Genomic DNA, 26,404 nt, shown 5'->3' with positions numbered 1-26,404 from the left:
AGTTGAAGCCGCATTCCTTGGCCATCTTGCTCTTGGAGTTCACATAGGCGTGGCTGGCCGGATCGTCGCCGACGATGACGACGGCAAGCCCGGTCCGAACACCGGTCTCCGTCTCTAGCCCGCCGGCGGCAACCTTCACCGCCTCGATCACCGAAGCCGCCGCAATCTTTCCGTCGATCACTGTCGTCACGCTCGTCTCCCGATATGAATTCGGCAGCAATCTACAAGCCGTCAGCCTGATCGAATTGCCTGCAAACGCCCTATGGTGTCTGAAAGTGGTAATTGCAAGGAGAAAACGGCGGGCCGATCAACCGCGGCCGACATGCCTGTGCGCGGCATAGGTTTGAACCTTGGCACGCAGGAACGCCAGTTCCTGACGGACACGCGTCCATTCATCGGCGCCGGCCGGTTGGCTTCCCATTTCCGGCATAGGGGCCGCAACAGGTTCGTCGGGAGCATCGTGCGTTGACGGAAACTCCAGCTCGATATCGTGCTGAAGAGCGGTGGTGGTATCGACGACCGTATCGTCCTCCGTCGGCGCGGCACCAGTAAGCCATTTACGCAGGAAAACCAGGCAAAGAGCCAGGCAGAGCCCTCCCAGGAAGCCGATCGCCTGATTGCCGACAAGACCGTCGTCCAGCGGCGCTGCGGCTGCGACGGCCTGCGACACCACGGTCAACGGCGCCCCGGCTTCTGGCGGAGCAATAACGGGATTTTGCTGATCGGCCTCGTAGCGGCTTTGCGCGGCGGCAACGGCATCCTGCAATTGCGCGAGACGGACGACGTCAATATCGACGCTCTTCTGGCTGAGAGCGGTCATACGCGCAGAAAGGGCCTGCTGGTCTTCAAGGGCGGTCTTCAAGGCTGCATCGCTGCTGACGACGAGCCGTTGCAGCTGGCTGCGGATGCCGGCCGTGAGATCATCGACGGTTGCCTGCTGCGCGAGCAGGCGGGGATGGCGGGGACCAAGCTGCGTCGAGAGCTGCGTAAGCTGCGCCTTGGCGGCGTTGTAACGGCTGCGCAGATCATCGAGGGCGGCCGATGCCAGATCGCCCGGCAATGCACCGCCGAGGACGGAAGCAGGTGTCGCGGATTTGACCGCCGAAACGCGCGCCTTGGCGCTACGCACCGCCAGACCGGCCGCTTTGATGTCGCCATCCAACTGCTGCCGCTGCTCCTGCAACGCCAGTGCCGCCGCGATCCTGTCTTCGCCATACTGCGCCTTGAAGCCGGCGAGTGCGGCCGAGGCACGCTCGAGCTCCTTGCGACTGTTATCGGCTGCCATATCGCCAACGGCTGGTGTTCCCGCCGCCTGCGCGACGGCGGCATCATGCGTGGTGGCCACAGCCAGCCGATTGGCGATCTCGGCGGACCTGACCGGATCGCCCGTGGTGACAGCCAAGCGCAGGAGGCCGGCCGAGCCATCGACGCTCACGGCGACGCCCTTGCGAAGAGCGGCTTGCGCGCGCGACGGCGCATCGGAGGCATTGCCGTTGCCGGAAAGGAGTTCGACGGCAACGCCAAGAGCGCCCGCCCGGCTGCCGGTAAATTCCGGATCGCGATCCAGCTTCAGCCTGGCGACGACGTCGGAAAGGGCTGAAGGGGCGACCGCGCGCTTTGCCGCTACATCCAGCAATGCCTGGCGCGCGCTGCCCTCCTTCCCTTCAACATGCAGGACGGTCTGCGACATATAGAGCGGCGGTGGCGCGAGCATCGTCGGAATGGCCGCTCCCGCCAGCGAAGCTGCGATGACAAAACCGATGGAGCCAACACCAAAAGTCCGAGGACGCGGGGGGATTTGCTCGCGCGAGACTGGTGTGGCGATCTGAGCCGACAGCCCGGTTCCGCCATCGAGCAGGTCGGGCACGAATTCCAGTAGATCGACGTCGGCCTCCGATGACGGATGACTGACCGGCTCGTCGATGTAGCGATGGCTCAGAATGCTGGTGATATGCTCGGTCAGGGACTGGGCCTGCTGCGCACCTTCCTCCACGAATGCCTTTCGACCCGAGACAGGATAGGGATCGCCGCGGAGCATTCTGCGCAGGATCGCGCGCAGCTCCGCATCGCGTGGATCGTCAGAGTTGGCCGCACGCAGATGGGAGGCAACAGAGGGTATATTGTCTTCCCGATCGGAGGCGACACGCCGGTGCGGCCGGCGCGAAACCTCGAAGGCTTCCGCATCGTCAGGGTAAAATCCGAGCCTTGCTTTGCTTTCCGACATGGCAGGTCATCTCGCGCGCATGGTCGGGGACCGATGCGAATGGTTAACCCACTCTAAATTTTCATGCCAAAGAAAAGGTTAACGCCACGTCAGCGCGTGATCAACTCGCGAGTTTATCTCGCGATACGAGCAGCGGCTGCGGCGCTTCCTGTGGTTCTGCGCGAAGGATACGCTCCTTGCGGCCGAACTGGTGCCGAATCACTTGGTAGAAGAACAGCGGCACGCCGAGGACATAGCGCCGCCACAGCCTGTTCGGTTCCAACAGCAGGCGGAACATCCATTCGCTGCGCAATGCGCGTACCAGCCCCGGAGCGCGCGGCACCGTTCCGGAAAAGAAATCGAACAGCGCGCCAACGGTCAGCACCAACCGCGCATGCTGCGGACCGACATTTTCGGCAACCCATTTTTCCTGCAGCGGCGTTCCCATGCCGACGATCAGCACATCGATCTTCTGTCGGCTGATTTCCCTGGTTACCGCGTCGCTTCTCGCCGGATCGAAGAAGCCGTCCGAGATGACGATGAATTCATGCCAAGGCGCGTGTCGCCGCATTCTCTCCGCGGCCTTCTCAACGATCGCGCGACGGCCACCCACGAGACCGATGCGCTTCGGCCGCTCCATGAAAGTCAGCAGCGCCGGTACAAAATCGGTGCCGTTCAAATTGGCGGGAAAGGGCTCTCCGTGGGCAACCCGGGAGGCGATATCGAGACCCACGCCATCAGGCAAAACGAGATTGCGCTCCAGAACCTCGCGATAGCTCTCGTCGCGCAGCATCACCAGCATGTTGTGGGCATTGACGAAGGAAATCGCGGTATGTCCGACCGGCAGGGACGCGAGCTCATCGATGAAGGTCAGCGCGTCTTCCCAATCAAGATCGCAGACCGGCAGATCGAAAATCATGCGGCGTGACGCGAGTACGGCAAAATCAGCGACCGGATTCAATCCAACAACCTCCTGCCGGCAGCGCTCAACCATATCCGGCGCCGGCGATACAAGGCACGCCTCCCCGGCCGTTCGTCGGCGCGGCAACTAGAGAGGCATGCACAGGAGGTGCTTATAGCAAGGCAATTCCAACCTTCCGTTAGAATAAATCCTTTAAATTGCTTGAAATTATCAGGGGTTTGTTAACTTTGTCGTCGGGCGGCAAATCGTTGTTGCCGCCGCTCGGATGGGGCGGCGCTATCGCCTTGGCAGGCTGATATCTAGTGAGCAGTCGCGCTGTCGGTCGTGGCATCCTTCACGATCTTCACCGGCTTGACCGTTTTCCTGCCGATGCTTTCGCCGCCATGAGTTTCCTCCTTGGAGAGGTAGTCGAGCTGTTCGATCAGCACGTCGGCAACATAGTCGCCGCCGAGCCGTTCGTTCATCCGCTTCTTCAGATCGCTGCGAAAAGCAGCGACATCGAAGCTCTCGACGTGGGCGATATCGATCGCCTTGTTGCCGATCAGCAGCGAAAAGAGCTCGTCGGTCGTCAGTTCCGGCAAGGGTATCTGCAGTGCGTTTACCTTGCCCTTCTCCATCATGAAGGAGATACGGGTCAGGAAATAGCCGGTCACCTGGCCGTTGGCGATGACGGGAACATTGATCGATTCGCCCTTGACCAATTCCTGCTGTGCCTTCTTGGCATCGTCAGGACTGGTCGCGGGCGCCGTCGCCGTCTGCACCGAAAAATAGACCGAGGCCAATGTTACGGCGCAGACCCACAGGCCGGTGAGAACGAGCTTGATCATCCAGCCTCACGGACGCGGAATTGCTCTTGCGAATAGGTGCCGTCCGCATCGGCGTTCTGCACCGCGTTCCGCAGAATGTCGGCGACCGCGCGCACGGCCTCGAGATGAGCCTCGACGCGACGCGCGTTCACAACCAGTTTCTTCTTCAGGCCATGAAGCTGCTCGATATGAGCGACGGCGAGTTCCGCCGGATCGGTATCCCGAAACAGCATCGACAATTCGTAGAGGCAGCGGCTCTTGTGAGCGTTCGACACCTTCAGATCGAACTCCGGGTCGGTGCCGATCCGATTGTTCTCGTTATCGATAATCATCTCCAGGCGGCCAAGGACCGATTTGATCCGATAGTCTTGCGACATCACTTCCATGGTATTACCTCGCTTATGCTTTCTGGGACGTCAGCGTGTTCTGATTGGTGATGCTGGTATCGCTATCGCTACTGTCGTCAGCGGCGGCCAGCGTCTTGCGCTGAAAATCCGTGACGGCGCTCAAGGCCATCTTCTTGTCGTTCTCATTGGTCGCGGAATTGATGGCGCCGGTATTGCGCATCTTGGTGACCTGTTCCTGATACATCTTTTCGGCGATGCCGACGCCGCCATTCTTGGCGATCGTGTTGCCCAGCTGCTCGGCCATCATGCCTTTCCAGATCTCGCCAGCCGAACCCTTGCCGTAGAGCGTCTCGCTGCTCGGCAGCATGTTCTTCACGAAATTCTGCAGCATCATGGCTTCGAACTTGCGATAGACCTGCGGTACCTTCGTCGGGCCAGTGTGGGTATTGGCGTTGCTGAGGCCGGCCTGGGTTGCAGCGCTATTAAGGGCATCGAATGCCGCGCCGAAGCCATTGCCGTTTTCGGCGAGGCTGGTGGCGGCGAAAGCGGCCTTGTTGGCGGCGAGCTTGGCCTGGGCGGCCTCGACATCGGTCGGATTGGCGGCCTTGACGACATCCAGAACCAAATCACTCGGAGGCGAAATAGCCACGTCACGTCTCCTTCTGCTATCGCATGCCCCGGAAACACACGATGCATCGATCGCGTGGAGGGCATGTCGAATCAAACGGTCAGAGCAGGCGGGCAACCCAACGATGCACATCCTGCTCCATGATCGCGGTGATTATGGTTTTTGAACCTTGCTGGAGGCTGGCGTTGCAGCGGCGAAGTGCTGATCGACGATGTCGTAGACCGCATTATCGTCAGCTTCGCGCGTTTCGAGCTCCCGAGCGTCCTTCATATGCTCTTCCAGCCGGTCAGCCTTGGTGCGTTCCTGCTGGACCTTCATCTGAATCAGCTCCTGAATGCCTTCAAGCTGCTGATCCCTGATCGTCAGGCGGCCATAGCGGTCGGCATACTGTATGGAGAACGCCATATGAATGGGGTCGGCGGAGCTGATCGCATCCATCACCCTTTCCATCGATGCGGTGACATCGTCGCGCTGACGCGTCGTATCGGCAAGCTCGTTTTCGGCTATCCGTTCCAGATGCCGCTGCACCGCGACGAGGCGCTTCAGTTTTTCAGAACGACTTCTTTCCGCCATGGCCTACCTGCCCACCGTCTGTGCGTTCCCGAGCCCGTCCAAGGTGCCATGCGCAGCCTTTCCGCTCATCCGCTAATGCCCGTTGAAAACAGTGAGGAACGCATTGGAGAACTGGCTGATCATCGTCGCCATACTGAGATAGAGCATGAACAAACCGCCCATCAGAAGATAGGGCGTGGAAATGAAATAGATCGGTATCTGCGGCGCCAGCTTGTTGATGAAGCCGATCGAGATCTGGAACATCAGGCCGTAAAGCAGAAAAGGGCTCGCCAGCCGCAGCATGATGAAGAAAGTTGCTTCCAGCGCGTCCGTAATGGAGATCAGCGCGGTCCGAGGCTCGATATGCCCGCCGAAGGGAATGAGGGAATAGGAATCGACCAACGCCTGCAGAACGTAGTGATGAAAATCCAGGATGAAGAGAATCATCAGCCCGCAAAAGCTGATGAGGCTGGTCATCGAGGTCTCGCTTGAATCCTCGATCATATCAGCGCCGGCCGGAGCGTTGAAGCCGATCATCATTGATATGACCGTACCGGCGAACTGCAGGCCCAGCGTATAGATCCGGGCCATCATGCCGTACATCAGACCGATGATCGCTTCGGTGAAGATCAACGCTATATAGCTCGCGCCGCTCTTCGACACTTCGGGATAGATCGTATTCCAGAGCAGCGGCAGGATCGCCATCGACAAGGCCACCGAGATAAGCAGCCGAATCTGCGTCGGCACCCGGCCCGACGAAAACCCCGGAAGCACCATCATGCAGCCGCCGATGCGGCAGAAGGCGACGAACAGCGCCAGAATGGTACCCTGGGGGTCAGATATCATGAAATGGAACCTAGAATCTTGATCTCGATCCCCTTGGCCAATTCCACATGCGACAGAACCGGAAGTGTCGCGAACAAGCGTTCGATGATCATGCGCACATAGGAGCGCGTTTCCGGCGACGTGACAAGAACGAAGGGCATGCCTCGGTCCATATATTCACGGATAACTTTGCCTGCCTGCTCGCTGAACTCCTCGAGGCTGCGCGGATCGATGTCAAACTCGACGACCTCGCCCTTCTGATCGCGCTTAAGCGCCTGGTGGAAGACCAGGTCCCATTTGCTGCCGAGGCGCAGCACTCGCAATACGCCGTTGTCGGCCAGATCGCCGCAGAGCTGCTGCGCCATGCGCACGCGGACATGCTCGACGATCTGCTCCGTCTTGCGCACGTGCGGCGCAAGTTCGGCCACGGCTTCAAGGATGAGATGCAGGTTGCGGATCGAGACGCGCTCGGCAAGCAGCAGCTTCAGCACCGCCTGCAAGCCCGAATAGGACATATGCGACGAGCAGATCTCGTCGGCGAGCTTCTTGTACTCGGGATCGAGACGTTCGATCAATATCTTCACGTCCTTGTAGGACAGAAGTGCGGGCAAGTTGTTGCGAATGACCTCGCTCATATGGGTGAGCACGACGGAAACATTGTCGATCGGCTGGAAGCCTTCGCGCTTCAGATCCTCCGTGAAGGCTTCGAGAACGGACACGGCCGGCATGCCGAAGGCGGGTTCGCGGATGTCATCGCCCGGAACGGTGGGTTTGCGGCCCGCGCCGGTGACGACAAGCACTTCGCCGACGCGCAGCACGTTGGAGGCGATCGTCGTGCCGTGGATGCGGATCTGATACGACTTGTCGGCGATGGCCATGTCGTCGATCACCTTGATCTCCGGCACGACGAAGCCGTATTGCGTCGCGAACTTCTTGCGCATCTTGCCGACGCGGAAGGCCAGTTCCTGATGGGCGCCGAGCAGGCGGGTGGAGACGATCTTGCCAAGCGCCAGCTCGATCTCGGCGGTCTTCAGAACCGACTTGACCGAATCCTTCTCCATCTCCTTCGTCTGCATCACCTTCTGCTCTTCGGCGTCGCGGCGAAGCTTGTTCTCGGCTTCGACCTGGCGCGGAATGAACCAGGCGCCGGCCGCCATCAGGCCGCCAAGGAACACGAAGGGCACGAATGGCATGCCAGGCATGATGGCCAGAATGCCCATCAGGACCGCCGAGACGGCGAGCGCGCGCGGATAGCCGCTCAACTGGTTGATGACGGCCTGATCGGTGGAGCCGGAGGTGCCGCCGCGCGAAACGAGGAGGCCGGCGGCCAGAGACACGATCAGCGCCGGCATCTGCGACACCAGACCATCGCCGACCGAAAGCTTGACGAAGACGTCCGCAGCCTGGCCGATCGGCATGCTGTGACGGAAATAGCCGATGATGATGCCGCCAAAGATATTGATGCAAGTGATCAAAAGGCCGGCAACCGCGTCACCGCGCACGAACTTCGAGGCACCGTCCATGGCGCCGAAAAAGGAGCTTTCCTCTTCCAGTTCCCGACGGCGTCGCTGCGCCTCCTTCTCATCGATCAGGCCCGCCGAAAGATCGGCGTCGATCGCCATCTGCTTGCCGGGGATGGCATCCAGGGTGAAGCGGGCGCCGACTTCGGCGATACGCGTCGCGCCCTTTGTGATGACGATGAAGTTGATGGTGATCAGGATCATGAAGACGATCAGACCGATGACGAAATCGCCCGACATCACCAGGCTGGCGAAGCCCGCAATGACGCCGCCCGCGGCGTCATGCCCCTCATAACCATGCGAGAGGATGACACGCGTCGTCGCGATGTTCAGCGCCAGACGCGTCATCGTGGCAATCAGAAGGATCGTCGGGAAGGACGAAAACTCCAGCGGCTTCTTGATCCACAATGCCACCATGAGGATCAGCACCGAAAGCGCGATCGAAAAGGCGAGCCCGAGATCGATCAGGAACGGCGGGATCGGCAGGAACAGCACGCAAAGAATGACCATGATACCGAGGGCGAACCCGATATCACGAACGCTTGGATTGGCTTTGGGGAGTGCTAATGCGGGTGGTTGTGCCATCGACCGGTTCCGTCTCTTCATGAGAGGGGGCAAACGGCTGATCCGCCTGCCCTATTCGAACCGATCTTTAAGAGGCGAAGCTTGTGCGAGAATGGCCTACAGCCAGCGAAACATATGAGCCGAAAGCCATTTCGGCCTTCGGCCCCGATCTAGAAGCCCGATTGGATTCGGGAAAAGACAAGATTGGTGAAGATCGAGATCTGCGAGCCGACGAAAGGGGCCGTGATGCCGATGGTCACCATGACGGCGACGATCTTCGGCACGAAGGTCAATGTCGCCTCCTGCACCTGGGTCAGCGCCTGAATCAAGGCGATCACCAGACCGACAATCATGGCCGCGAGAACCGCCGGGCCGGAAGCCACGAGCACCGTCCGGATCGCCGCCTGGAAGATATCCAATGCATCGGCTTCATTCATGACATCTTCACCTCAGGTTCAGCCAGCTCCTCATGAGCTGCTGCTCTAGTTCGTACTCGACGAATCGCCGGTGCCAGTATCGCTCGATGATGTCGTCGTATCAATGGCCGTGCCAGCCGGGGCAATCGTCACACCGGCCTGGATCAGGACCTTGTCGCCCGCCGTGGTCTGGGCGATGACACCGTCCGAATAGACGGTTACTTCCTTGATCGTGCCCGTGACCTTGCCGTCGGCGCTCTGGATTTGCTTGCCGATATAGTCGGACGCCTGCGAGATCCATTGGTTCTGCAACACCGTTTCGAGGTGTGAGTTCGTCTGGATCTGCTGCTCGACCTGAGAGAAGCTGGCAAGCTGTGAGATCTGCTGGGTGGCATCCATCGGAGAGGTCGGATCCTGGTTCTTCATCTGTGCGATGAGGAGCTGCAGGAAGTCGTTATAATTCAGGGTGGCGCTCGCCGAGGCTGCGGCAGCGGTTTTGGAGGAACCGCTCGTGCTGCTGTTGACGGCATCTACCGCTGCCATGGGGCAATCTCCCGGCGAATGTGTTCGATCGTGGCCGCGGGCATCTCCTGATTGTTCAGAATATTGTCCTCGACCGGATAGAGCCCGCGGATCGCCTTCAATGCATCGAAGGCGCGGCCGGTGGCCACGAGGCCGTCGATACGCTTCAACTCGGCCAGCACTTCCTCATTATGGAAGCAGGACAGCAGCATGACGATCGACTTGCGGAACATCGTCGTCGACTGTTCCTTGCCCTCGGGATTGATGAGGATCATCTGCGCGATGAAATAGAGCTGGCGCAGCGGGGTGTTGGCGTCCTCCGGCTGAAGCACGTGGTTTTCAAGGAGGAAGGTCACATCATTCAGGAATTCCAGGGCGACCTTGCGATCGACACGCAGAACAGCCCCATTGATAAAGATCTTTTCCCCGGCTTTAAGCGATATGCGAAGCGTACTTTTCATTTAAGTCCATCCCTGATGATGGTGGTGACATCGATGATGCCTTGATAGTTTTCCGACTGGCGCCGCCGGATCCGATCGCATTCCTTCAATATCCAGATGGCGATCGAAATTAAGTTGGCGCGCAGTTCGACATTGAGCTGGTTCTCCGGACTTTTCAGGTCCTCGACGAAGCTGACCCATACGCGCCGCGTATAGAACAGGGCTTCAATCGCTTCACGGCCATATTTCCCCGCATCACGGGCCGCAGAGAGAAGGGCAATCGACCGGTCCAGAACTTGTCGTTCTCGCTCTTTGGCGTCGGCCACTGCATCCTGCATGACTTCCGCATATGAGAACTGATACATTCATGCATCCTTCCTGGTCATTACTTCCCTTTGATCATCAAAGGTAATTTACAAGGCTTAACTGTTGGATCTTCGAGACGATGGTGTAAGCGGTCTGGAGCTGCGTCTCGAGGCTATTGACCTTGGTGGAAGCCTCGTAGGGATCCACTCCCGTCAGGTCGCCAATATTGGTATTGAGAATGGTCTTCTGGGCATTCAGAGCGGTGTTTGCATCCGTCAGGCGCGACTGAGAGAGGCCGAGCTGGCTCGCCTGGGTGTTAAGTCCGTCGATCGCCTGGCGCGCATAGCTGGTCGCCTGGTCGGTGACTGCATTCAATGCATCCTGACCAAGACTGGGCGTCGTACTCATCAGCGAATTGGCAACGGTCGTTGCGAGTGCCAGATAGCGCATACCCGACGAATTCGCATTTGTCGACGAATCGATGACTTCAGAGTTACTAATCCGGTTCGTCATGTTCTGATCCGACGCACTCGACCAGCTGGACCAACTACTGTCGGACGTGACCATCGGCTCGACAATGGTCGTGATGAAGTCCTTCATCTGGGCGCCGCTGAGCTGGTCAACGGTTGTGCCATTGTCCGTGGCATACTGCGTCAACGCTGTCTGGATCGCCGTGGTCGCCGCCGCGGAGTTGTCTGTCACTGGCTGCACGTCGGTGTTGGTGCCGGCAAAAAGATATTCGCCGTTGACCATGGTATTGGCGTCCGCAATGAAGCTGGACATGGTCGCCGTGGCCGTCTGCTGCGTCAGCGACACGCTACTACCGTCGGTATTGCCGCGCAGCGCCACCAGCTGATCCATGAACTTCTGGGCCTGGGAGCTCATGTCGCTCAAGGCAGTCTGCGACGACGTCATTCGCTGGTTTGCGATCGAGTTGCTGCTGAGGATCGAATCGATGCGCGTCACTTCCCTCGTCAGATTAACGTTCTGCGTCGTGCCGCTGCCCAACGAAACGCCAATATCCGCATAGGTACCTGTCGTGGCCTCAGTCGATGCATCCGTCATCTCGTTCTGCGCTTGACGGATCGTCTGACGCATGGAGTTCTGAATGGCTGTGCTCGAAATGAAAGAAAGTTTCATGGCTTAGCTCGCAATATCCAGTACCGATTGAAGCATCTCGTTGACTGCATTCAATATCTTGGTTCCAGCCTTGTAGGACTGTTCGATATCCATCATCAGCGTCAGCTCTTCGTCGAGATTGACACCGGTCGCGTTTGAATAGGCGCTTGAGGAGCGCGACAGTGCTGCAGACGTGTTTTCACCCGCCGTCGTCGCCGCGCTGCGCTGCCCCTCGAGCCAGCCGATAGAGCTGGACGAGTAATCCATAAGGCTGGCGCTGGTGTCGGAGCCCGCAGTGGAGTCGAAATCCATCTTCGTGTTCATGGCGGTGATGTAGGCATCCAGCTGGGTGGAATAACCGCTATCGCCGCTGGCGTTGACGACATAGTCCGTCCCGTTGATACCGCCGTCGCGCAGGAGGTTCGGATTGCCGCCCTGCGACGCGATCAATGCCGGGTTGACGGTGATCGAGCCGGCCATACCAGTGACGACGGATGCGCTGGTTGGAACAGTGCCGTCGCTCCAGGTAAACAAACCGGTCTGCGCCGCTGCGGTAGGATCCGTCTGGTTCTTCTCCGAGAAGACCGTTACCAGACCGCGCGCGATTTCATCGAGTTGTTTCTGGTAGGTCGGAGCGACGTCGTCTCGAACCTGCAACGACGCCTGGAGGCTACCCTGCGCCGTGGTGGCGGCGCCCTGACCCGCAGGCAATGCAACACCGTCGATGTAGACATTGTTGCCGGGAGTGCCTGCCGTGTAGGAATTCGTCGGCGTAAAGGTCACCGAGCGCGGAATGGTCTCGAAGAGGGTCGCACCGTTTGTGGTGTAGAGCGCCACGTCGTTGTTGGCGCGCGTCACCGTCGTCACACCGACAATCTGCGAGATCTGCTTCAAGACGGAATCGCGTTGATCGAGCGCATCGGCGACCGCGCTCGATGTAGGCCCGGCGGTTGCCGTCGCGGACTTGACCGCGTCGTTTGCCGTCTGGAACTGATTCAACAGACCGTTCAGCGTATCGACATCGGACGCGATCTGCTTGTCGGCATCGGCCCGGGTGCTCTGCACCACGGTCGTGGCGTCGTTGAGCCCTGTAGCAAGGCTTTGAGCTGCATTGATGGCGGATTGAGCCGCCGTGGTGCTGGACGGCGACCCCGCATAAGTCTGCATCGCAGTCTGAAAGGCAGACAGGTAGGTCGCAGGTGCGGTCTCGTTGTCGTTGCCGCCAATCGTCGCTGACTGAAGGCTGTTATAGGCCTTCAGAAGCAGCTGTTGCGCAGCGTCGGCCGACGCGTTGCCGAGATAGGCCTTCTGCAGCGCCGGCTCATCGGCGCGAGCGATCTTCACCACCTGCGCGCCAGACATGTCGGTCGTCAGCATCGCCTGGCGACGCGAATAATCCGCGTTGCTAGCATTGGAGATATTGTTCGATACGACGCTGCTCTGCGCGCCGGTATTGTTGAATATCGCCTGTGCGTTATTGAGTGCTGTTGTGAGCGACATGACTGACTCGATACCCTATCCGTTTTAACGTTGGAGTTTAACGTTGGAGGTTGACGAGAACGTCGAGAAGATCGGAACCGGCCTGGAAGACCTTCGAGTTCGCGGTGTAGCTCTTCTGCGATACGATCATATTCGTCAGCTCGGTTGCGAGGTCGACATTGGATTCCTCCAGTGCGTTGGACTGGATGTAACCGAACCCGCCGCTCTGAGGCCAACCGCTGACCGTTACGCCGGACACACCATTCGCCGAATAGACGTTTCCGGTTTCCACGGTCAGATTGTCCGGGCTTGACACGGTGGCGAGCGGAATGCGGTAGAGTGCCTTGGTCGAGCTGTCCTTGTAGACGGCGTTGACAGTGCCATCCTTACCGACGGTCACGCTCGTCACCGGGTTGGGAGCCTGACCGTTCATCTTGCCGGTGGCGCTGAAATCGGTGGCTACCTGGGAGAAGCCGGTCATATCCATGGCAATCGTCTGCGAGTTGGATCCGAAGGTGACGTCGAACGTCCCGCCCGATGTCAGCGCGCCATTGCTGTCGAACGTCAGGGTCGTGCTGCCGACGGGGCCTGAAGAATAGGGGAACGGCGTGTCGCCCGAAGCGGCGTCAGCCTTGTTGTAGATCGAGACATCCCAGGTGTTGTCCGCAGTCTTGGTGTAATAGACGTCGAAGGTGACGGCGTTGCCCTGACTGTCGTAGCCTGTGATCGACGCCTTGCTCGTGTCGGTGGTGACCGGCGCCTGGTTTTCGGACGGCAGATATCCGGTCGCGCTGCTGGTGGCGATCTTGGCATTGGAATTGAGATTGCCCGACATGGTGCCGGTCGTCGTTGCGACCGCTGTTACGCCACTCTGGGTGACATTGATCGGCACCATGCCACCAAAGCCGTTGACAACAACCGAGGGGGAGCCAGCGGCGGCGGAATAGCCCATCAGCGTAAAGCCGGCGGAATTGACCAGGTTGCCGCTGGCATCGGGCGAGAAGTCGCCGGCGCGGGTCAGAAACGTTTGTCCCGCCGCGCTCTGAACGACGAAAAAGCCGTTACCCTGGATTGCAAGGTCGGAGCTCGAAGTGGTGGCCGACACGTTGCCCTGTTGCGAAATCGCATAGTGAACCGAAGTCTCCACGCCGCCGGAATTGTAGCTGCCGCCGGAAGAAGGCAGCACGAGCGAGGAGAAGCTCGTCGACGCCTCTTTGTAACCTGTCGTGCTGGAGTTGGCGATGTTGTCCGAAACGGTCCCCAAACGATTCGCCTGTGCGTTCATCCCTGAAACCGCGGTTTTCATGCTACCGAAAATGCTCATCTGGAATCCTCGTTTTCCTTCTTGCGACTGAGAGTAGGTGGCGGGCCTTGCGTGAAGCTGTCTGAGAGGAGGAAAAGTCATTCGTCGCGAGGTGACTTTTCGAAGAGCGTCGCCTTGTGTCCGCCCGCGCATCAGCGAGACGCCAAATGGTAAGAGACGACGCACCTTAGAAAGAAAACACAGCCTGACGACTGCTCAAGCAAAAGCCCGAGAATCGCTGGATTCTCGGGCTTCTGCTTGAATTCAACTGACTGGAGGCAGGATCGGGAGCTTCAGCTCCAATCGATGCAGTAACCCAGGAAGCGCTTGGAATCGACCGGATCGAAACCGAGCTTCTTGCGCAGCTTCTTGCGCAGCTTCGAGATATGGCTCTCCACCACATTTTCTTCGACTTCCTCATCGAAGATGCCGTAGATCGCATTGAAGATTTGTGTCTTGGTCACCCGGCGGCCGCGATTGGCGATCAAGTATTCCAGGATGCGCCGCTCACGCCGCGGCAATGCAAAAACATCACCGTTGATTTCCGGGTCGCGACCATCGGCAAAGATGCGAATCGCGCCGATATCGGTATAGTTGGTGATCGCCTTGAGCCTACGGCGGATTGCCGCGGCCCGTGCCAGGATCTCCCGCGGATGCACCGGCTTGCGGACCACATCGTCGACGCCACAATCAAAAAGCGCAAGAGTCGATTCGAGCGAGGGATGATCGCTGACCGCGATGACGGGTGCCATCGTCCGATCACGGATCGCCCTGGGAAGCTCGTATACGTGCTGTCCCTGCCCGATCAGAAATGCTTCGACTGCCGCAATATCGCCCTCTGCCGCCGTCGTGACCCATTCGCCAAATTCGCGAGGATCAAATCCCGTGGATGGGATGCCTTCCCGTCCAAAAAGTGAAGTATATCCGTCTTTAACAAGCTCTCGCTCATCAACCACTACGATCATTCGTCCGCCTCCGAATCAGTGTGGTGTTTCGATGAACTATGGGTACGAATCGGGCGAATCACGAACAACTGTCGGAAATGAGTGACGGGAATTAATAATTGATTAACTTTCGAGGGGCGATTTGCACTAGATATAGTAGGTGCTCGGCAATTTACACCGATAAAAAAGTAGTTAGTTATTACATTATTAATATATGTAATTCAGGCCATCTCGCGGCTGTCAACTCCATCGAAAGAGTTAGTGACGGCTAACCGGAAGGGGTATGCAACCTATAGGTTGTCTAGTCCCGGCAGAAGGTCGCCGCGTTGGGCGTCCATTTTCCATAGCCGGTGGCAACCAGATTGGCGATCACGCGACAGACATAGACCTTCTGGGCGGGGTTATTGTTCGGACCGGCATGGTATCTAGCTACCGCCATCGTCCATGTCTCATGCTGGTCATGGAGATTGCGGAGAAACTTTGCGGCATACTCGACGTTACTGCGAGGATCGAACATAGCGGCAACAGAGGGAAAATTCTCGCCGTGGAAATACTGGTTTATCTGCATGCAGCCGATATCGATAAGCTTTGCGCCGTTCTGTCGCGCTGCGGCGAAAGCTTGCAGGGCGGCATTTTCGGACGGCGGGAAGACCGGCCGGCCTTCAATATTGAGGGCGTAAGGATAGAGCGAACCCTTTCGTCCCGTTTCCGTCAACCCGACCGAGTAAAGAATTCCTTCCGGTATTCCGTATTTCGCGGCGGCCGACTGAATTTCACGTTCGCAGAGGCCGGCGGCACCGTTATCGGGTGGCGTCGCGTTTCCGGATGCGAACGCCTCACAGGTAAACTGCGCCAGAGCGAGAACGCTGAGCGTTGCCAGCAGCGCCATCTTCCACGCCGCGCTCACCCGAGCTGCGATTGCCGTCATTGCCATTTGCCTGCTGTCCCGAATAGTTCTGGCCCTTCGGACGTGCATCGCCGCCTTGCCCCTGGTTCAAGAGGGATTGCTGTTGCGACTGCCCCGATCCGGATTGCCGGCTGCCGCTGTCGGACTGCTGATCCGCATTCGAAGCCATGGTCACCGTGATGCTGTCGACCTGATAGCCCTGGGCCCGCAGCGCATCGACCATGCGGCTCTGATCGGCATGGAGCTGTCTGTAGGCCTCGCCCGTCTGCACCTTCAGGTCGACGCTCAACTGGTCGCCGGAGAGCCGCATGGTGGCCGTGACATCTCCGAGATTGTCGGGGCGCAGCTGGATCTTGAGGGTGTTGACGACCTTGCCGGTGCTCGTCAAGCTTGCTGCGTTGGAGAGCGCCGAGCCCGGCTGCATCGCAGCCGACCATTCGCGATCGCCGGCAAGCGAACCGGCAACGAGCGCCGAGTTGGGGCTGGCGGTCAGGCCCAGATAGCGGCGACTTTCGAGCACTGTGACCGCCTGCCCATCGCCGTTCGCGGAGGCCGCCGCCACATTGACATCTGCCGCGTCGTGACCATTCTTGGTGATCGACATGTCGAGCGCGCCGCCTCGCCCGTCCGCGCGCGTCAGCCGAAAGGTCTGCGCTGCATCCGCTCCATTGCCGTCGCTAGGCAACGCCGCCGTATTGTCCGACGAGTCTTGCGTCAGCGCCGCATTGCCGAGCACAGCTCCCTGAACCTTCGTATCGCCGCCTGCAGCCTGACTATCTGGGACCGTTACGCCTTGCACCGCGGCAACGGTCTGCGGAGCGTTGAGGAGCGACAAGGCGTCAGAGATCGTGCCAGCCGCATGAGCGGATTGCGTTAGTGAAGACTTACCGTCATCCGTCGTCGAGGTGCCTTTGCCGCCCTTTACGACCGGTGCCTTGCCGTCACCTTCGGCTGGCACCGGCTGGTCAGCGGCTGCGGCCACCTCGACCAGCTGCTGCGCGATATCCGCAAACTGATCCAGGACCTTGGGCTGCGCCGGCACGTCACGCGCCTCGGGAGAAGGCATAGCTGGATCAGTCGTCGCTGCGGTCGGATCGGTCGTTGCCGCGGCCGGGTCGGTATCGGAACCGGCCGAGATGGCTTTTTGAAGCTCTATCAGAGATTTAGAGAGGGTCGCCGTCCCGGCACCCTGCCCGAGCTTGGCGCCCTTGGGAAGGCTGGGAAGATTGGCAAGATCGGCGGCGGAAGTATCGATCATTCCAGCCCCGGCATTGATGCTTTCATCGATAGCCGGAGTGCTGGGAGCCGGAGCGTCAGGCGCCTGATCGCCCGATGCCGCCTTCCCGGTGTCCGCATTCCCGTTCATATCGGCAGCGGCTTTCGCGTCCGTGCCGGCACTCGTCCCGGACGTGTTACGTCCGTTGCCGAGTGAGCCGGTCAGCGCATCCAGAAATCCCTTGCCGTCATCCTGTTTTCCCGGGCGCGCGCCCTTGGAGGAAGCAAGAACATCCACCCCTGAAGAGGCGCCGGATATACCGATGTCGTTCATGATCAGTGACTTTCCTGCTTCAACATGCCGTCGATCGCATCAAGCTTCGAACGGCTCGTCGTGACGAATGCGTTGAACGAAGGGTCGGCCTCCTGCCGCCCTCCCTCCGGGGTAAGAGCAGCGCTTGCCGCGGCTCCCTCCTCAACACCCGCCGTGCCGGGCAATTGGCCTCCCGGTTGATTCGTCACAGCAGCATCGTGTTCAGTACTCTGTTGGTTGGGCAGGTTAGGAACAGTGCCTTGCCCGAGGCTTGCGGGGTCGGGTGCGCGTAGAATCTCCTGCGCCACCGCCTTGGCGGCATCGCGCAACGCACGATCCTCCGCGTTCAGTTCACCCGCAGGCATCTGGTCGAGATTGTTGACCGCCGATTGCAAAGCTGGCGTGGATACGCCCGCAACCCCGCCGTAGAAGCCCGCCAATGCGCCGAAGGCATCGCTGCCGTCGTTTGATATCGCCTGGGCACGACCGGCCGCGAGCGTCGCGAGATCGGACTTGCCGGCGATCGCCGCACGGCGTGCCATACGCAGATAGATTTCCCGTTGCCTGGGGGGATCCATGAAGGAGAGGATATCGACGATATCCTGCTGTTTGACAGCGGAGTCGTGATCGACGACCAGCTGCACGAAAAGATCGGCGAACTGGCTTGCATAGGGCGAATGCAGAAAGCGCCTCGTGTAGCGTCGCGCATATTCGAGCCCTGATGGCACCAGCCCGGCATCGGTGCACAGGGCAAGCGAACGTCGAAGTGCCGATTCCTCCACGATCGTCCCTGGCGCGGTCAATCGCGCCCAGTCATAAAGCTTCAAGGCCGCCGTCGGGTTCTTTCCGGACATCACATTGCCGGCAACCAGTGCGAGGTAGGGGCCGATCGGCTTGTCACGATATTCCCTGGCAATGTCGGCGAGCGTGTTGACGACCAGAAGACCCTTGCCGTTCAGATACTTCCTGAGAACGTCGGCAACCCGGTTGTCGAAATTGCCGTTGACGTCACGCGACATCAGATATTCGAGCGTTGCCGGATTGCCACCGCTCATGGTGTAGATGAGGGCCGCATCGACGTTACGGTCGTCGTCGAAGACCGCCTTGTCCACATTGCGCAGGCGTTCATCGATGGTGGCCAGCATGAAACGCTGCATTTCACCGGCGGAGCTGTCGCCTGCGACGACGGAATCCTGGATGAATTCGAGCGAGCGCAGCATCTTGTAGAGGGGCAGGACGTCCTGCCCCTCGGCGCGAACACCACCCGGCAAGAGCATGCCGAAGGTCAGCGCGAGCACAAGGCTATGACGATGCTGTTTGCGCGCCATGGACTATCCCTGTTTGCCTTGACCTGACTTGCCCTTGCCCGGAATGGGCTTCACGGGGTTCTGGGTATCGGGAGGTGCCTGGTCTTTCGACGCCTGGCTCGACGGGTTCGCAATCAGGATCTCGATACGGCGATTGGCGTCGTTGAAGGGATCGTCGGGCAATTTCAGGCGCCGGTCTGCAAAGCCGGAGACCTGAACGATCCGCTTCTCATCCAGTCCGCCGCTGGTCAGCATATAGTAGGCACTCTGGGCGCGGTCGAGCGACAGCCGCCAGTTGTCGTTGCGGCCGCCAACCATATAGGGGCGGCCGTCGGTATGACCCCGGACCAGGATCGATCCCTTGCGCTCTGCCAGGATCTTGCCGATCTTCTCCATTGCCATCACCATTTCCCGGCGTGGCACGGCGGAGCCTATGTTGAACATCGGATCGTTGCTCTGGTCGGAGATCGTCACCAACAGACCGCCTTCGGTCGACGTAACCTGCAGACCCTCGGCCAGCTGGCCCGCGACACCGTTGATCTCAGACTGTATCGCCTGCTGCAGTTCCTTGGCTTCCTGCTGCTGCGCCTTAGTCGGCGTCGTGCTCTTGCCCTGCGCCACGGCGGCGTTGTCCTCGAAGGTCGAGGCATCGCTTTGCCCGGCGGCGCTCGCGGTCTGTGCCGACTTCCCTGCCCGATTGTTCTGCTGCTGCGCGCCGGATGCCTGCTGCTCGCTCACCGTCGGTTGCTGTTCGGGGGTCTGCAGCTGATTGGCCGGCTGGCCGGTATCGGCCGCGGTTGCCTTGGAAAGTGCGATGACTTCGCCCTTTGGCGACTGATCCGACTTGGCGGACTGTTCCTCGTTCGCATTCTTCGACGCGCTGGAAACCTTGACCTGCTTGGTCCAGAAATCCGGATCGAATGGATCGCGATAGGCTTGACCGCCGTCCGCGCCCGTGGCCGGACCCGACTGGGCGGCACCGCCCTCACCCTTGGCGCTGACATTGGCCTGCTGACCGACTTCCTGTGCGATTTCCGCCAGGACCGAATAAGGGTTCTCGAAGAAGTCGGCCTCCGAGTAGTTCGTCTGGTCGCCGGAGGTGGACGTCAGGTCTTCGCCAGTCTTGGCGGATTTGCCGTCGTTCGGTCTGTCCTGCGGCTGATTTGACTTCTGCTGATTCTTCTCGCCTTCAGCCTGGTCCACAGGCTTCTTGACGCCCTTCTCCGTCGGCTTCTCATCGGCAAGCTTGATCGGATTGAAATAGGATGCGACCGAGGCCTTCGTCTCCTCGTTTGCAGCGTTCACCAGCCACATCACCAGGAAGAATGCCATCATGGCCGTCATGAAGTCGGCATAGGCGATCTTCCATGCGCCGCCGTGGCCGCCTTCGTGATCGCCGCCGCCATGACGCTTGACGATGATGATCTCGTGCTTGCCCTGATTTTGATCGCCGTCGCTCATTTCAGAATCTCTCTCAGACTGGCGGCCCAGGCGGACATGCGCGTCACAAGAACGCTATCGCCGATGGTAACGGCGAGATCGACATCCGGCGCTTCGACGTGGCGCAGGAGAGCGCCATCGTCGCCGAGATGGTCTTGGAGGGCTTCAAAGAGATGATGCGGCCCACTGACCACCATCGGGCCGGCGCTGCCGTCGAGGATCGCTGCCTTGACCAGATCGGCAAGATCGGCGACGGCGCTGGCGGTCAGCGTTTCGGTCATGATCGGTGCGAGCGCCGCGGCGGCTTCCGCGCTGATCGCCTGGCCGAGCATCGCCGCCATACGCGTCATGTCTGCCGCAATCCTTTCCGCTGCCTGCTCCTCGTAGCGCGCTCGGAGGGCATCGATTTCACTGCGGAACGAGTCCGCCATGGCATCGAGCTCAGCCTGATGCTTCTCAGACAGTTCCTGCGTGGCCGCCTCGTGCCCTTCCGCATATGCCTCGCGGCGCTCCGCCTCGATATCAACCGGCGGCTCTACCGGACTATCCGGGACAAAGGCTGTCTCGCCGAATGGCATGTCCGCCACGTCGGAAGGTGGCGCCTGCTCGGCACTGAAATCCTTGAGGTATCGGGACAATACCAAGCTCACGCGTGTATCTCCCCGTTCGCATCGGCATGGCGTTGCGAGTGGATGCCATAAGAGGGCCGAACAATTCCCATGCTCAAAACGTCGATCATCACGCTTCCGGTTTCCGTCCTGTGGCTGCGCTGCCGGAAATGACGACTGATGTCATCGGCAAACTGCGCAACCATGCCACTGCGATGGACCGTAGGCAGTCAAACTTGTGCGAGGATGAAGACGGGACCGCTGCCGATCTGGCCGCGCCGCCCCACCATCATTTCCCCTGAAGGAGAATCAACACCTTGCTCGCCATGCTATTGGCGATCGACAACGACTGAACGCCCATCTGCTGCGCCGTCTGAAGGGCATTCTGCCGCACCGATGCCTCTTCCATGTTCGTATCGACAAGATCGCCGACACTGCTCTTGATGGCGTCACTGAGCTTTGAAATATAGCTGGACTGATCGTCGATGCGCGACTTCATCAGGCCAAGGGTCGAATCCGCCGCGGTTGCAGACGTCAGAAGCGAATTCGTGACATTGAGCATATCCGTCAATTCAGCGTCCGTCGTACTGCTCGAGATCGAGATCTCCGTCCCACCGGTCGGCGTCGTGCCGCTATCGGCGGCCAGAAGATAATAGTTGCGGGCCGTAGTGCTGCCGCCGCTCGAGGTGTCGAACGTGCTTGCATCGACATTCTTCGTCAGCAATCCGCGGCTCGGATCGGCAGTATCGATCATCAGGGTTTGCGAACTGTCGTAGTTGATCGACACGGGGCTTATCTGCCCGCTGGCACCGCGGGTGAAGTTGCTGATGACGGATTGCTGCGTCGTGGCCTGCTGATTGGCATTGTAGAGCCAGTTCTCGCCGGAGAAGGACGCCGACTGCGTGACCGATTGCAGCTGGCCCTTGAGCTGCTGAATATCGGCATTGACGGCATCCTTGTTCGTGCCGGGCTCCTTTGCAGAAACCAGCTTGGCCTGGATCTGGGTCAGCAGGCTTACGACTGAATCCATGGCCGTGGACGCCGTGTCGACCTTGGAGGAGCCGAGGCCGAGTGCGTCCGTAATCGTGGAAAGACTGCTCCGGTCCGAGCGCATCGTTGTCGCCATCGACCAATAGGTGGGATCGTCGCTTGCAGTTTGGACGCGAAAGCCGGATGAAACCTGCTGCTGCACGACACCCAGGTCTTTGTTGACTCCGCGTAACACGGTCAGTGCCGCGGACGTGGCACGATTCGTCGTCACATTGCTCATCTGAATATCCGTAATTCCATTGGAACTGGCAAACCGGGCCGATCCGGCAGCAACGATTGGCCTCATGCCCACCAGCGGGAGATATCCCAGCACGGCCCGTCGCTAAAACAAGGTGCCGAAATCGCTCCAAAGAGATCGAAAAACGGCCCTGCGCAGAAAACTGCAAATCAGTTACGCGGCAAGGTTAACAAAAGCTTATGCGCGGCGACAAGAGAGAAAAGCCGCCGCGCCATCTCAAGGTAAGCTCCAGTCAAGGCTCACTTGAAGAGCGCCAGGACGTTCTGCGCGCTGCTGTTGGCGATTTGCAGCGATTGGATCGCCAGTTGCTGCTGCGTCTGCAATGCGGAAAGCTTGCTCGACTCTTCTTCCATGTTCGCATCGACGAGCTTGCCGACGCCGGAGTCGATCGTGTCCCGCAGGGAGGAGACGAAGCTGGTCTGCAGATCGATGCGGGTCGAGAGCGAACCGAGCTGCGAAGCGGTGCTTGTCATGGCGTTGAGGGCGCCCTGTACAAGGTTCATCGATTTGGCGATATCACCGCCCGTCATGTTGGTGATATCGAGGCTGAAGACGGAATAGGCTGTCCCGTTGATATCCTGCTGGGTACCGAGGATGCCCGAACTGGTATCGATGGCGCCCGTGGCATCCGCGCCGAACATGACATTGCCCTGCGATCCGGTATCGAAGCTGTAGCTGGTGCTGTTGACGGCGACAGTACCGTCATTGTTGCGCACAAAGGAAGAAACGACGGAAGCCGACGCGCCATTGACGGCATACATCCAGTTCTGTCCGGAGAAGGAGGCGGATTGGGCAATGCTCTCCAATTGCTGCTGAAGCTGCGCGAGCTCCTCCTGCACATCGGCCTTGTCGACGCTGTTTTCGGTTGCTGCGACGAGCTTGTCCTTGATCTGCTGAACGACGGTGATGGAATTGTCCATGGCCGTATAGGCGGTATCGACCTTGGCGGCACCCAGCCCCAGCGCGTCGGAGACGGCGGAAAGCGCGCTATTGTCGGAACGCATGGTGGTTGCAATCGACCAATAGGCGGCGTTGTCGGATGCCTTGGCGACACGATAGCCGGAAGAAACCTGGCTTTGAGTATCTTCGAGGTTCGTATTGATGGAGCGCAGAGTCTGAAGAGCGGACATTGCCGCGTTATTGGTGAGAATGCTGGTCATCGAAGGGTGCCCCTTGTGGCTGAATTTGGAAGGGACATTCCGGTCTGCGGCCGGGAACGGCAATCAGCCTCATGCTTGTTAACCGGCTCTTAAGAGTGGTTAACCAACCGTTGCGTTAGCTGCAAATGACAGCATTAGCCTTAACAAAAGGTTAATGCCGCGCGTAAAAGTTAACGGAATCATACTTTCTGGAGAATAGCTGATCAAACTCTCGGGGATTCCATATGCACCACCTTGCATTGCGTATGCCCAGGAGCCTTTCGCAACACGTGCATGAAAGCGTCGATTTCGGGGTGATCTTGCCATTTTGGAGCGTTTGAACAATGCAAGTCAGCCTCGCGCCATCTTGGACGGCATAGCATTGCGCCGATCGGACGAATGTCGAGTAAGACGCGGCCGGACGGCAATGTCGGCACAACGGCCGAATACGAGGTGACGATGTTTAGCTTGCAGGAGGCCGGGCGGGTGGCGGATGATCGCCATCAGCGGACGAGCCTCGATCCCGACGACTGGCAGGCCTTGCGCAAGCAAGGTCATCAGATGCTGGACGACATGTTCGATCATCTGCAAACACTTGCTGCAAAGCCGGTCTGGCAACCCGCCCCGTCTTCCGGACGCGCGCTGTTCGATGCACCGTTGCCCATCGAAGCAAGCGACCTCGAAGATGTCCATGCGATTTTCCGCGACAACATCCTCCCCTATGGCAGTGGCAATATCCATCCAGGATTCATGGGCTGGGTCCAGGGCGGCGGCACGGTTACCGGCATGCTTGCCGAAATGCTCGCTGGAGGGCTGAACGCCAATCTCGGCGGGCGAGATCATATGCCGATCGAGGTCGAACGCCAGATCATCCGCTGGACACGCCAGATATTCTCGTTTCCGGATACGGCCGGCGGCATATTCCTGACCGGCGCATCTCAAGCCAATTTCGTAGCCGTGCAACTTGCAAGATGCCGCAAACTCGGCATCGATGTTCGTGCGACGGGGCTATCCGACGAAGCTCGGCTGGTCGCCTATGCGTCGCGTGAGGTGCATGGCTGCGTGCCGCGCGCCTTCGAGATGTCCGGGATCGGCAGCGATCAGCTGAGGCGCATCCCGGTCAACGCCGCCGGGCAGATCGATATCGAGGCCTTGGAGCAGGCGATTCTGCGCGACAGGCAGGATGGGCACACGCCGTTCCTCGTGATCGGAAGCGCGGGAACGGTGAATACCGGCGCCGTTGACGATCTGGCCGCCCTGCGCGGCATCGCCGACCGCTACGATCTTCATTTTCACGTCGACGGTGCATTGGGCGCGCTGGGTATCCTGAGCGAGGATCTCGCCGATCTGTTCACGGGCATCGAGACCTGCGATTCGCTGGCCTTCGATTTCCACAAATGGGGCCAGGTACCCTACGATGCCGGCTTCCTGCTCGTTCGAGACAGCGAGTGGCAGCGTCAAACCTTTGCGTCGGAAGCCGCCTATCTCAGCCGCGCAGCCACGGGCCTTGCCGGCGGCGACTGGTGGCCCTGCGATTACGGTCCGGATCTTTCCCGCGGCTTCCGCGCGCTGAAGACCTGGTTCACCCTGAAGACCTATGGCGTCAAGGCGCTGGGCAATGCGATGAGCGCGAATTGCATGCTGGCGCGCGGCCTTGCGCAAAAGGTCGAGCGAGAGCCGGCCCTGAAGCTGCTGGCGCCTGTCGCGCTCAATATCGTCTGCTTTGCCTATGTCGGCCCCGACGGCAAGGCGCCACCGGCCATCAACGCCGATATCGTCGAACACCTCCATGCCGAAGGCCGGGTTGCTCCGTCTCTGACCCATCTGAACGGACAGCCGGCAATCCGCGCCGCGATCGTGAACCATCGCACGCGACAGGCGGACATAGACGCGCTCGTTCAGGGCATTTTGACACTCGGTTCCCGACAGGATCTACGCGAATGCTGATGACCAAAGCCCCCATTGCCGCCCCGGTTTCTTCAGACACATGGGCTGGCGCCCGCATACTGGGCATGCAGAGGATCGTATCGCTCATCTATGCCGGCCGCGACGTAACGCCGCTCTGGAACGAGCTGATGCAGCGCGCGACGGCGGATCCTACCGATGCCGCAACACTCCTCGACATGGCGACGATCCTGCAAACACTGAGCCGCACCGAGGAGGCCCGCCAGATCCTGCACAATGCCGTGCAGCTGCGCCGCGATTTCTGTGTGGTCCATGGCAATGGAACCGGCCCCCGCCTTCTGGCCTTCGTCACGGAAGGCGATTTCATGGCGAACACGCCAGTGGACTTCCTGCTGGCGGGCAGCAATTGTGTGTTGTGGCTGCGCTACGTCGACCTCGAAACCACCGCGCTCGCAGATCTGCCGGAATACGACGTAGCCTTCATGGCAATCGGGGAATCGACCGAAAACGCGCCTCTCCTCGCCCATATGGAAAAGCTGCTTGCGGGTTTCGACGGCCCTGTCATGAACCGCAATCCCGAATTGATCAGCAGGCTGACACGTGACGGCGTGAGCGAAATGCTGGCCAACGAGCCATCAATCCTCTCGCCGACCACCTATCGCGTATCACGCCAGGATCTCGTCGCCGTGGGCGCGGGTGTCAAACGCCTGGAAGATTGCGTTCCGGGTCTCGCGTTCCCGCTCGTCATCCGGCCGATCAGCACCCATGCCGGCCACGGAATGGAGCGCATCGCCGATCTCGCGGGACTATCAGCCTGGCTGGAGATACAGCCGGCTGCCGAGCTTTACGTCGCGCCCTTCATCGATTTCCGCGGCCCGGACGGCTACTACAACAAGCAGCGCGTCGTGTTCATCAACGGCAGGGCTTTTGCGAGCCATATGGCGCTTTCCGATCATTGGATCGTGCACTATCTGAGCGCAGGCATGGGGCAAAGCGCGGCAAAGCGCGCCGTCGAGCAGGCCTGGATGGAGAACTTCGATACGGACTTCGCGGTTCGTCACAAGACCAGTTTTGCAGCTCTCCACCGCCACATCGGGCTCGATTATTTCGGCATCGACTGCGCCGAACTCCCCGACGGGCGCCTGCTGGTGTTCGAGCTCGATGTCGCGATGGTGGTCCACAATATGGATGATCCGGCCATCTATCCCTACAAGCAGGTCGCCATGCGCAAGCTGTTCGACGGCTTCGTCGATGCGGTTTGCGGCAAGGCTGGCGCCACGCTCGCGGCCGCTTCGTAGAGGCCACTGAAGCAGCAAGCGACAAAAAAGGAAAACCGCGCCTTTGGCAGGCGCGGTTGACTTCTTGTTCAGGAATTTCGACCGGCGC

26 protein-coding genes are annotated in these 26,404 nt (G+C 59.7%); 2 read left to right on the top strand and 24 right to left on the bottom strand.

Translation table 11 applies throughout. The features are described 5' to 3' along the window. From FHT28_RS28150 to FHT28_RS28035, 24 genes are all read right to left on the bottom strand, one after another. On the bottom strand, positions 1–190 hold a 190-nt coding region (locus FHT28_RS28150; RefSeq protein ID WP_348645031.1), incomplete at its 3' end, for a tetrahydrofolate dehydrogenase/cyclohydrolase catalytic domain-containing protein. Between the two features lie 117 nt (positions 191–307). Further along, positions 308–2,224 (bottom strand): succinoglycan biosynthesis transport protein, encoded by a 1,917-nt coding sequence (locus FHT28_RS28145; protein ID WP_168597992.1) that lies wholly within the window; start codon positions 2,222–2,224, stop codon positions 308–310. Positions 2,225–2,324: 100 nt separating this feature from the next. Continuing rightward, positions 2,325–3,164, bottom strand: a complete 840-nt coding sequence (locus FHT28_RS28140; RefSeq protein WP_037203344.1) for a WecB/TagA/CpsF family glycosyltransferase — start codon at positions 3,162–3,164, stop codon at positions 2,325–2,327. 260 nt (positions 3,165–3,424) lie between these two features. Beyond that, positions 3,425–3,952, bottom strand: coding sequence for a hypothetical protein (locus FHT28_RS28135; RefSeq protein ID WP_037203301.1), 528 nt, complete (start codon positions 3,950–3,952; stop codon positions 3,425–3,427). Next, positions 3,949–4,317: a hypothetical protein gene (locus FHT28_RS28130; protein ID WP_037203300.1), complete on the bottom strand. Its 369-nt coding sequence runs from the start codon at positions 4,315–4,317 to the stop codon at positions 3,949–3,951. Before FHT28_RS28130 ends, FHT28_RS28135 begins: the two co-directional genes overlap by 4 nt. A gap of 13 nt (positions 4,318–4,330) precedes the next feature. After that, complete coding sequence (locus FHT28_RS28125) at positions 4,331–4,927, bottom strand: rod-binding protein (protein WP_168597991.1); 597 nt, start codon at positions 4,925–4,927, stop codon at positions 4,331–4,333. Between the two features lie 132 nt (positions 4,928–5,059). After that, positions 5,060–5,479 carry a hypothetical protein gene (locus tag FHT28_RS28120; RefSeq protein WP_037203296.1) on the bottom strand — a complete coding sequence of 140 codons (420 nt, stop codon included), beginning with the start codon at positions 5,477–5,479 and terminating at the stop codon, positions 5,060–5,062. 72 nt (positions 5,480–5,551) lie between these two features. Beyond that, positions 5,552–6,304: a flagellar biosynthetic protein FliR gene (fliR, locus tag FHT28_RS28115; RefSeq protein WP_037203295.1), complete on the bottom strand. Its 753-nt coding sequence runs from the start codon at positions 6,302–6,304 to the stop codon at positions 5,552–5,554. Further along, entirely contained in the window at positions 6,301–8,388 is a 2,088-nt protein-coding gene (gene flhA / locus FHT28_RS28110) for a flagellar biosynthesis protein FlhA (RefSeq protein WP_037203293.1), read from the bottom strand. The genes fliR and flhA overlap by 4 nt, the downstream gene beginning before the upstream one ends. Before the next feature lie 149 nt (positions 8,389–8,537). Beyond that, on the bottom strand, positions 8,538–8,804 hold the full coding sequence (gene fliQ, locus FHT28_RS28105) for a flagellar biosynthesis protein FliQ (protein ID WP_037203292.1): 267 nt from the start codon (positions 8,802–8,804) through the stop codon (positions 8,538–8,540). A 45-nt stretch (positions 8,805–8,849) separates the two neighbouring features. Further along, positions 8,850–9,326, bottom strand: coding sequence for a flagellar hook assembly protein FlgD (gene flgD, locus FHT28_RS28100; RefSeq protein WP_037203290.1), 477 nt, complete (start codon positions 9,324–9,326; stop codon positions 8,850–8,852). Next, on the bottom strand, positions 9,314–9,766 hold the full coding sequence (gene flbT, locus FHT28_RS28095) for a flagellar biosynthesis repressor FlbT (RefSeq protein WP_037203289.1): 453 nt from the start codon (positions 9,764–9,766) through the stop codon (positions 9,314–9,316). The genes flgD and flbT overlap by 13 nt, the downstream gene beginning before the upstream one ends. Continuing rightward, the gene (gene flaF, locus FHT28_RS28090) at positions 9,763–10,110 is read right to left on the bottom strand and encodes a flagellar biosynthesis regulator FlaF (protein ID WP_037203287.1); all 348 of its coding nucleotides are present in this window, start codon (positions 10,108–10,110) and stop codon (positions 9,763–9,765) included. The genes flbT and flaF overlap by 4 nt, the downstream gene beginning before the upstream one ends. Before the next feature lie 37 nt (positions 10,111–10,147). Next, on the bottom strand, positions 10,148–11,191 hold the full coding sequence (locus FHT28_RS28085) for a flagellar hook-associated family protein (RefSeq protein ID WP_047555963.1): 1,044 nt from the start codon (positions 11,189–11,191) through the stop codon (positions 10,148–10,150). Positions 11,192–11,194: 3 nt separating this feature from the next. After that, positions 11,195–12,670 (bottom strand): flagellar hook-associated protein FlgK, encoded by a 1,476-nt coding sequence (gene flgK / locus FHT28_RS28080; protein WP_047555967.1) that lies wholly within the window; start codon positions 12,668–12,670, stop codon positions 11,195–11,197. 37 nt (positions 12,671–12,707) lie between these two features. Next, the gene (locus FHT28_RS28075; RefSeq protein ID WP_037203282.1) at positions 12,708–13,973 is read right to left on the bottom strand and encodes a flagellar hook protein FlgE; all 1,266 of its coding nucleotides are present in this window, start codon (positions 13,971–13,973) and stop codon (positions 12,708–12,710) included. A 272-nt stretch (positions 13,974–14,245) separates the two neighbouring features. Next, a complete protein-coding gene (locus FHT28_RS28070; protein ID WP_037203280.1) occupies positions 14,246–14,917 on the bottom strand; it encodes a winged helix-turn-helix domain-containing protein in 672 nt (223 codons plus the stop codon). 280 nt (positions 14,918–15,197) lie between these two features. Then, on the bottom strand, positions 15,198–15,785 hold the full coding sequence (locus FHT28_RS28065; RefSeq protein ID WP_210255893.1) for a transglycosylase SLT domain-containing protein: 588 nt from the start codon (positions 15,783–15,785) through the stop codon (positions 15,198–15,200). Continuing rightward, positions 15,733–17,352, bottom strand: coding sequence for a flagellar hook-length control protein FliK (locus FHT28_RS28060; protein ID WP_168597990.1), 1,620 nt, complete (start codon positions 17,350–17,352; stop codon positions 15,733–15,735). The genes FHT28_RS28065 and FHT28_RS28060 overlap by 53 nt, the downstream gene beginning before the upstream one ends. A gap of 2 nt (positions 17,353–17,354) precedes the next feature. Beyond that, entirely contained in the window at positions 17,355–18,659 is a 1,305-nt protein-coding gene (gene motC, locus FHT28_RS28055; protein WP_168597989.1) for a chemotaxis protein MotC, read from the bottom strand. A gap of 3 nt (positions 18,660–18,662) precedes the next feature. Next, the gene (locus FHT28_RS28050; protein WP_037203276.1) at positions 18,663–20,099 is read right to left on the bottom strand and encodes a MotB family protein; all 1,437 of its coding nucleotides are present in this window, start codon (positions 20,097–20,099) and stop codon (positions 18,663–18,665) included. Next, on the bottom strand, positions 20,096–20,728 hold the full coding sequence (locus FHT28_RS28045; protein WP_168597988.1) for a hypothetical protein: 633 nt from the start codon (positions 20,726–20,728) through the stop codon (positions 20,096–20,098). Before FHT28_RS28045 ends, FHT28_RS28050 begins: the two co-directional genes overlap by 4 nt. A gap of 247 nt (positions 20,729–20,975) precedes the next feature. Next, on the bottom strand, positions 20,976–21,956 hold the full coding sequence (locus FHT28_RS28040; RefSeq protein ID WP_113118245.1) for a flagellin: 981 nt from the start codon (positions 21,954–21,956) through the stop codon (positions 20,976–20,978). Between the two features lie 257 nt (positions 21,957–22,213). Beyond that, entirely contained in the window at positions 22,214–23,134 is a 921-nt protein-coding gene (locus FHT28_RS28035; protein ID WP_047555981.1) for a flagellin, read from the bottom strand. A 438-nt stretch (positions 23,135–23,572) separates the two neighbouring features. Here FHT28_RS28035 and FHT28_RS28030 point away from each other — a divergent pair, with 438 nt between their 5' ends. Further along, positions 23,573–25,060: a pyridoxal-dependent decarboxylase gene (locus FHT28_RS28030; RefSeq protein ID WP_168597993.1), complete on the top strand. Its 1,488-nt coding sequence runs from the start codon at positions 23,573–23,575 to the stop codon at positions 25,058–25,060. Continuing rightward, positions 25,054–26,316, top strand: coding sequence for a glutathione synthase (locus FHT28_RS28025; RefSeq protein WP_037203270.1), 1,263 nt, complete (start codon positions 25,054–25,056; stop codon positions 26,314–26,316). Before FHT28_RS28030 ends, FHT28_RS28025 begins: the two co-directional genes overlap by 7 nt. Positions 26,317–26,404: the final 88 nt, after the last annotated feature.

Origin of the sequence: Rhizobium sp. SG570, assembly GCF_012275345.1 — a bacterium.
Classification (GTDB): Bacteria; Pseudomonadota; Alphaproteobacteria; order Rhizobiales; family Rhizobiaceae; genus Rhizobium; species Rhizobium lusitanum.
This window is presented reverse-complemented; position numbering and strand designations above follow the sequence as displayed.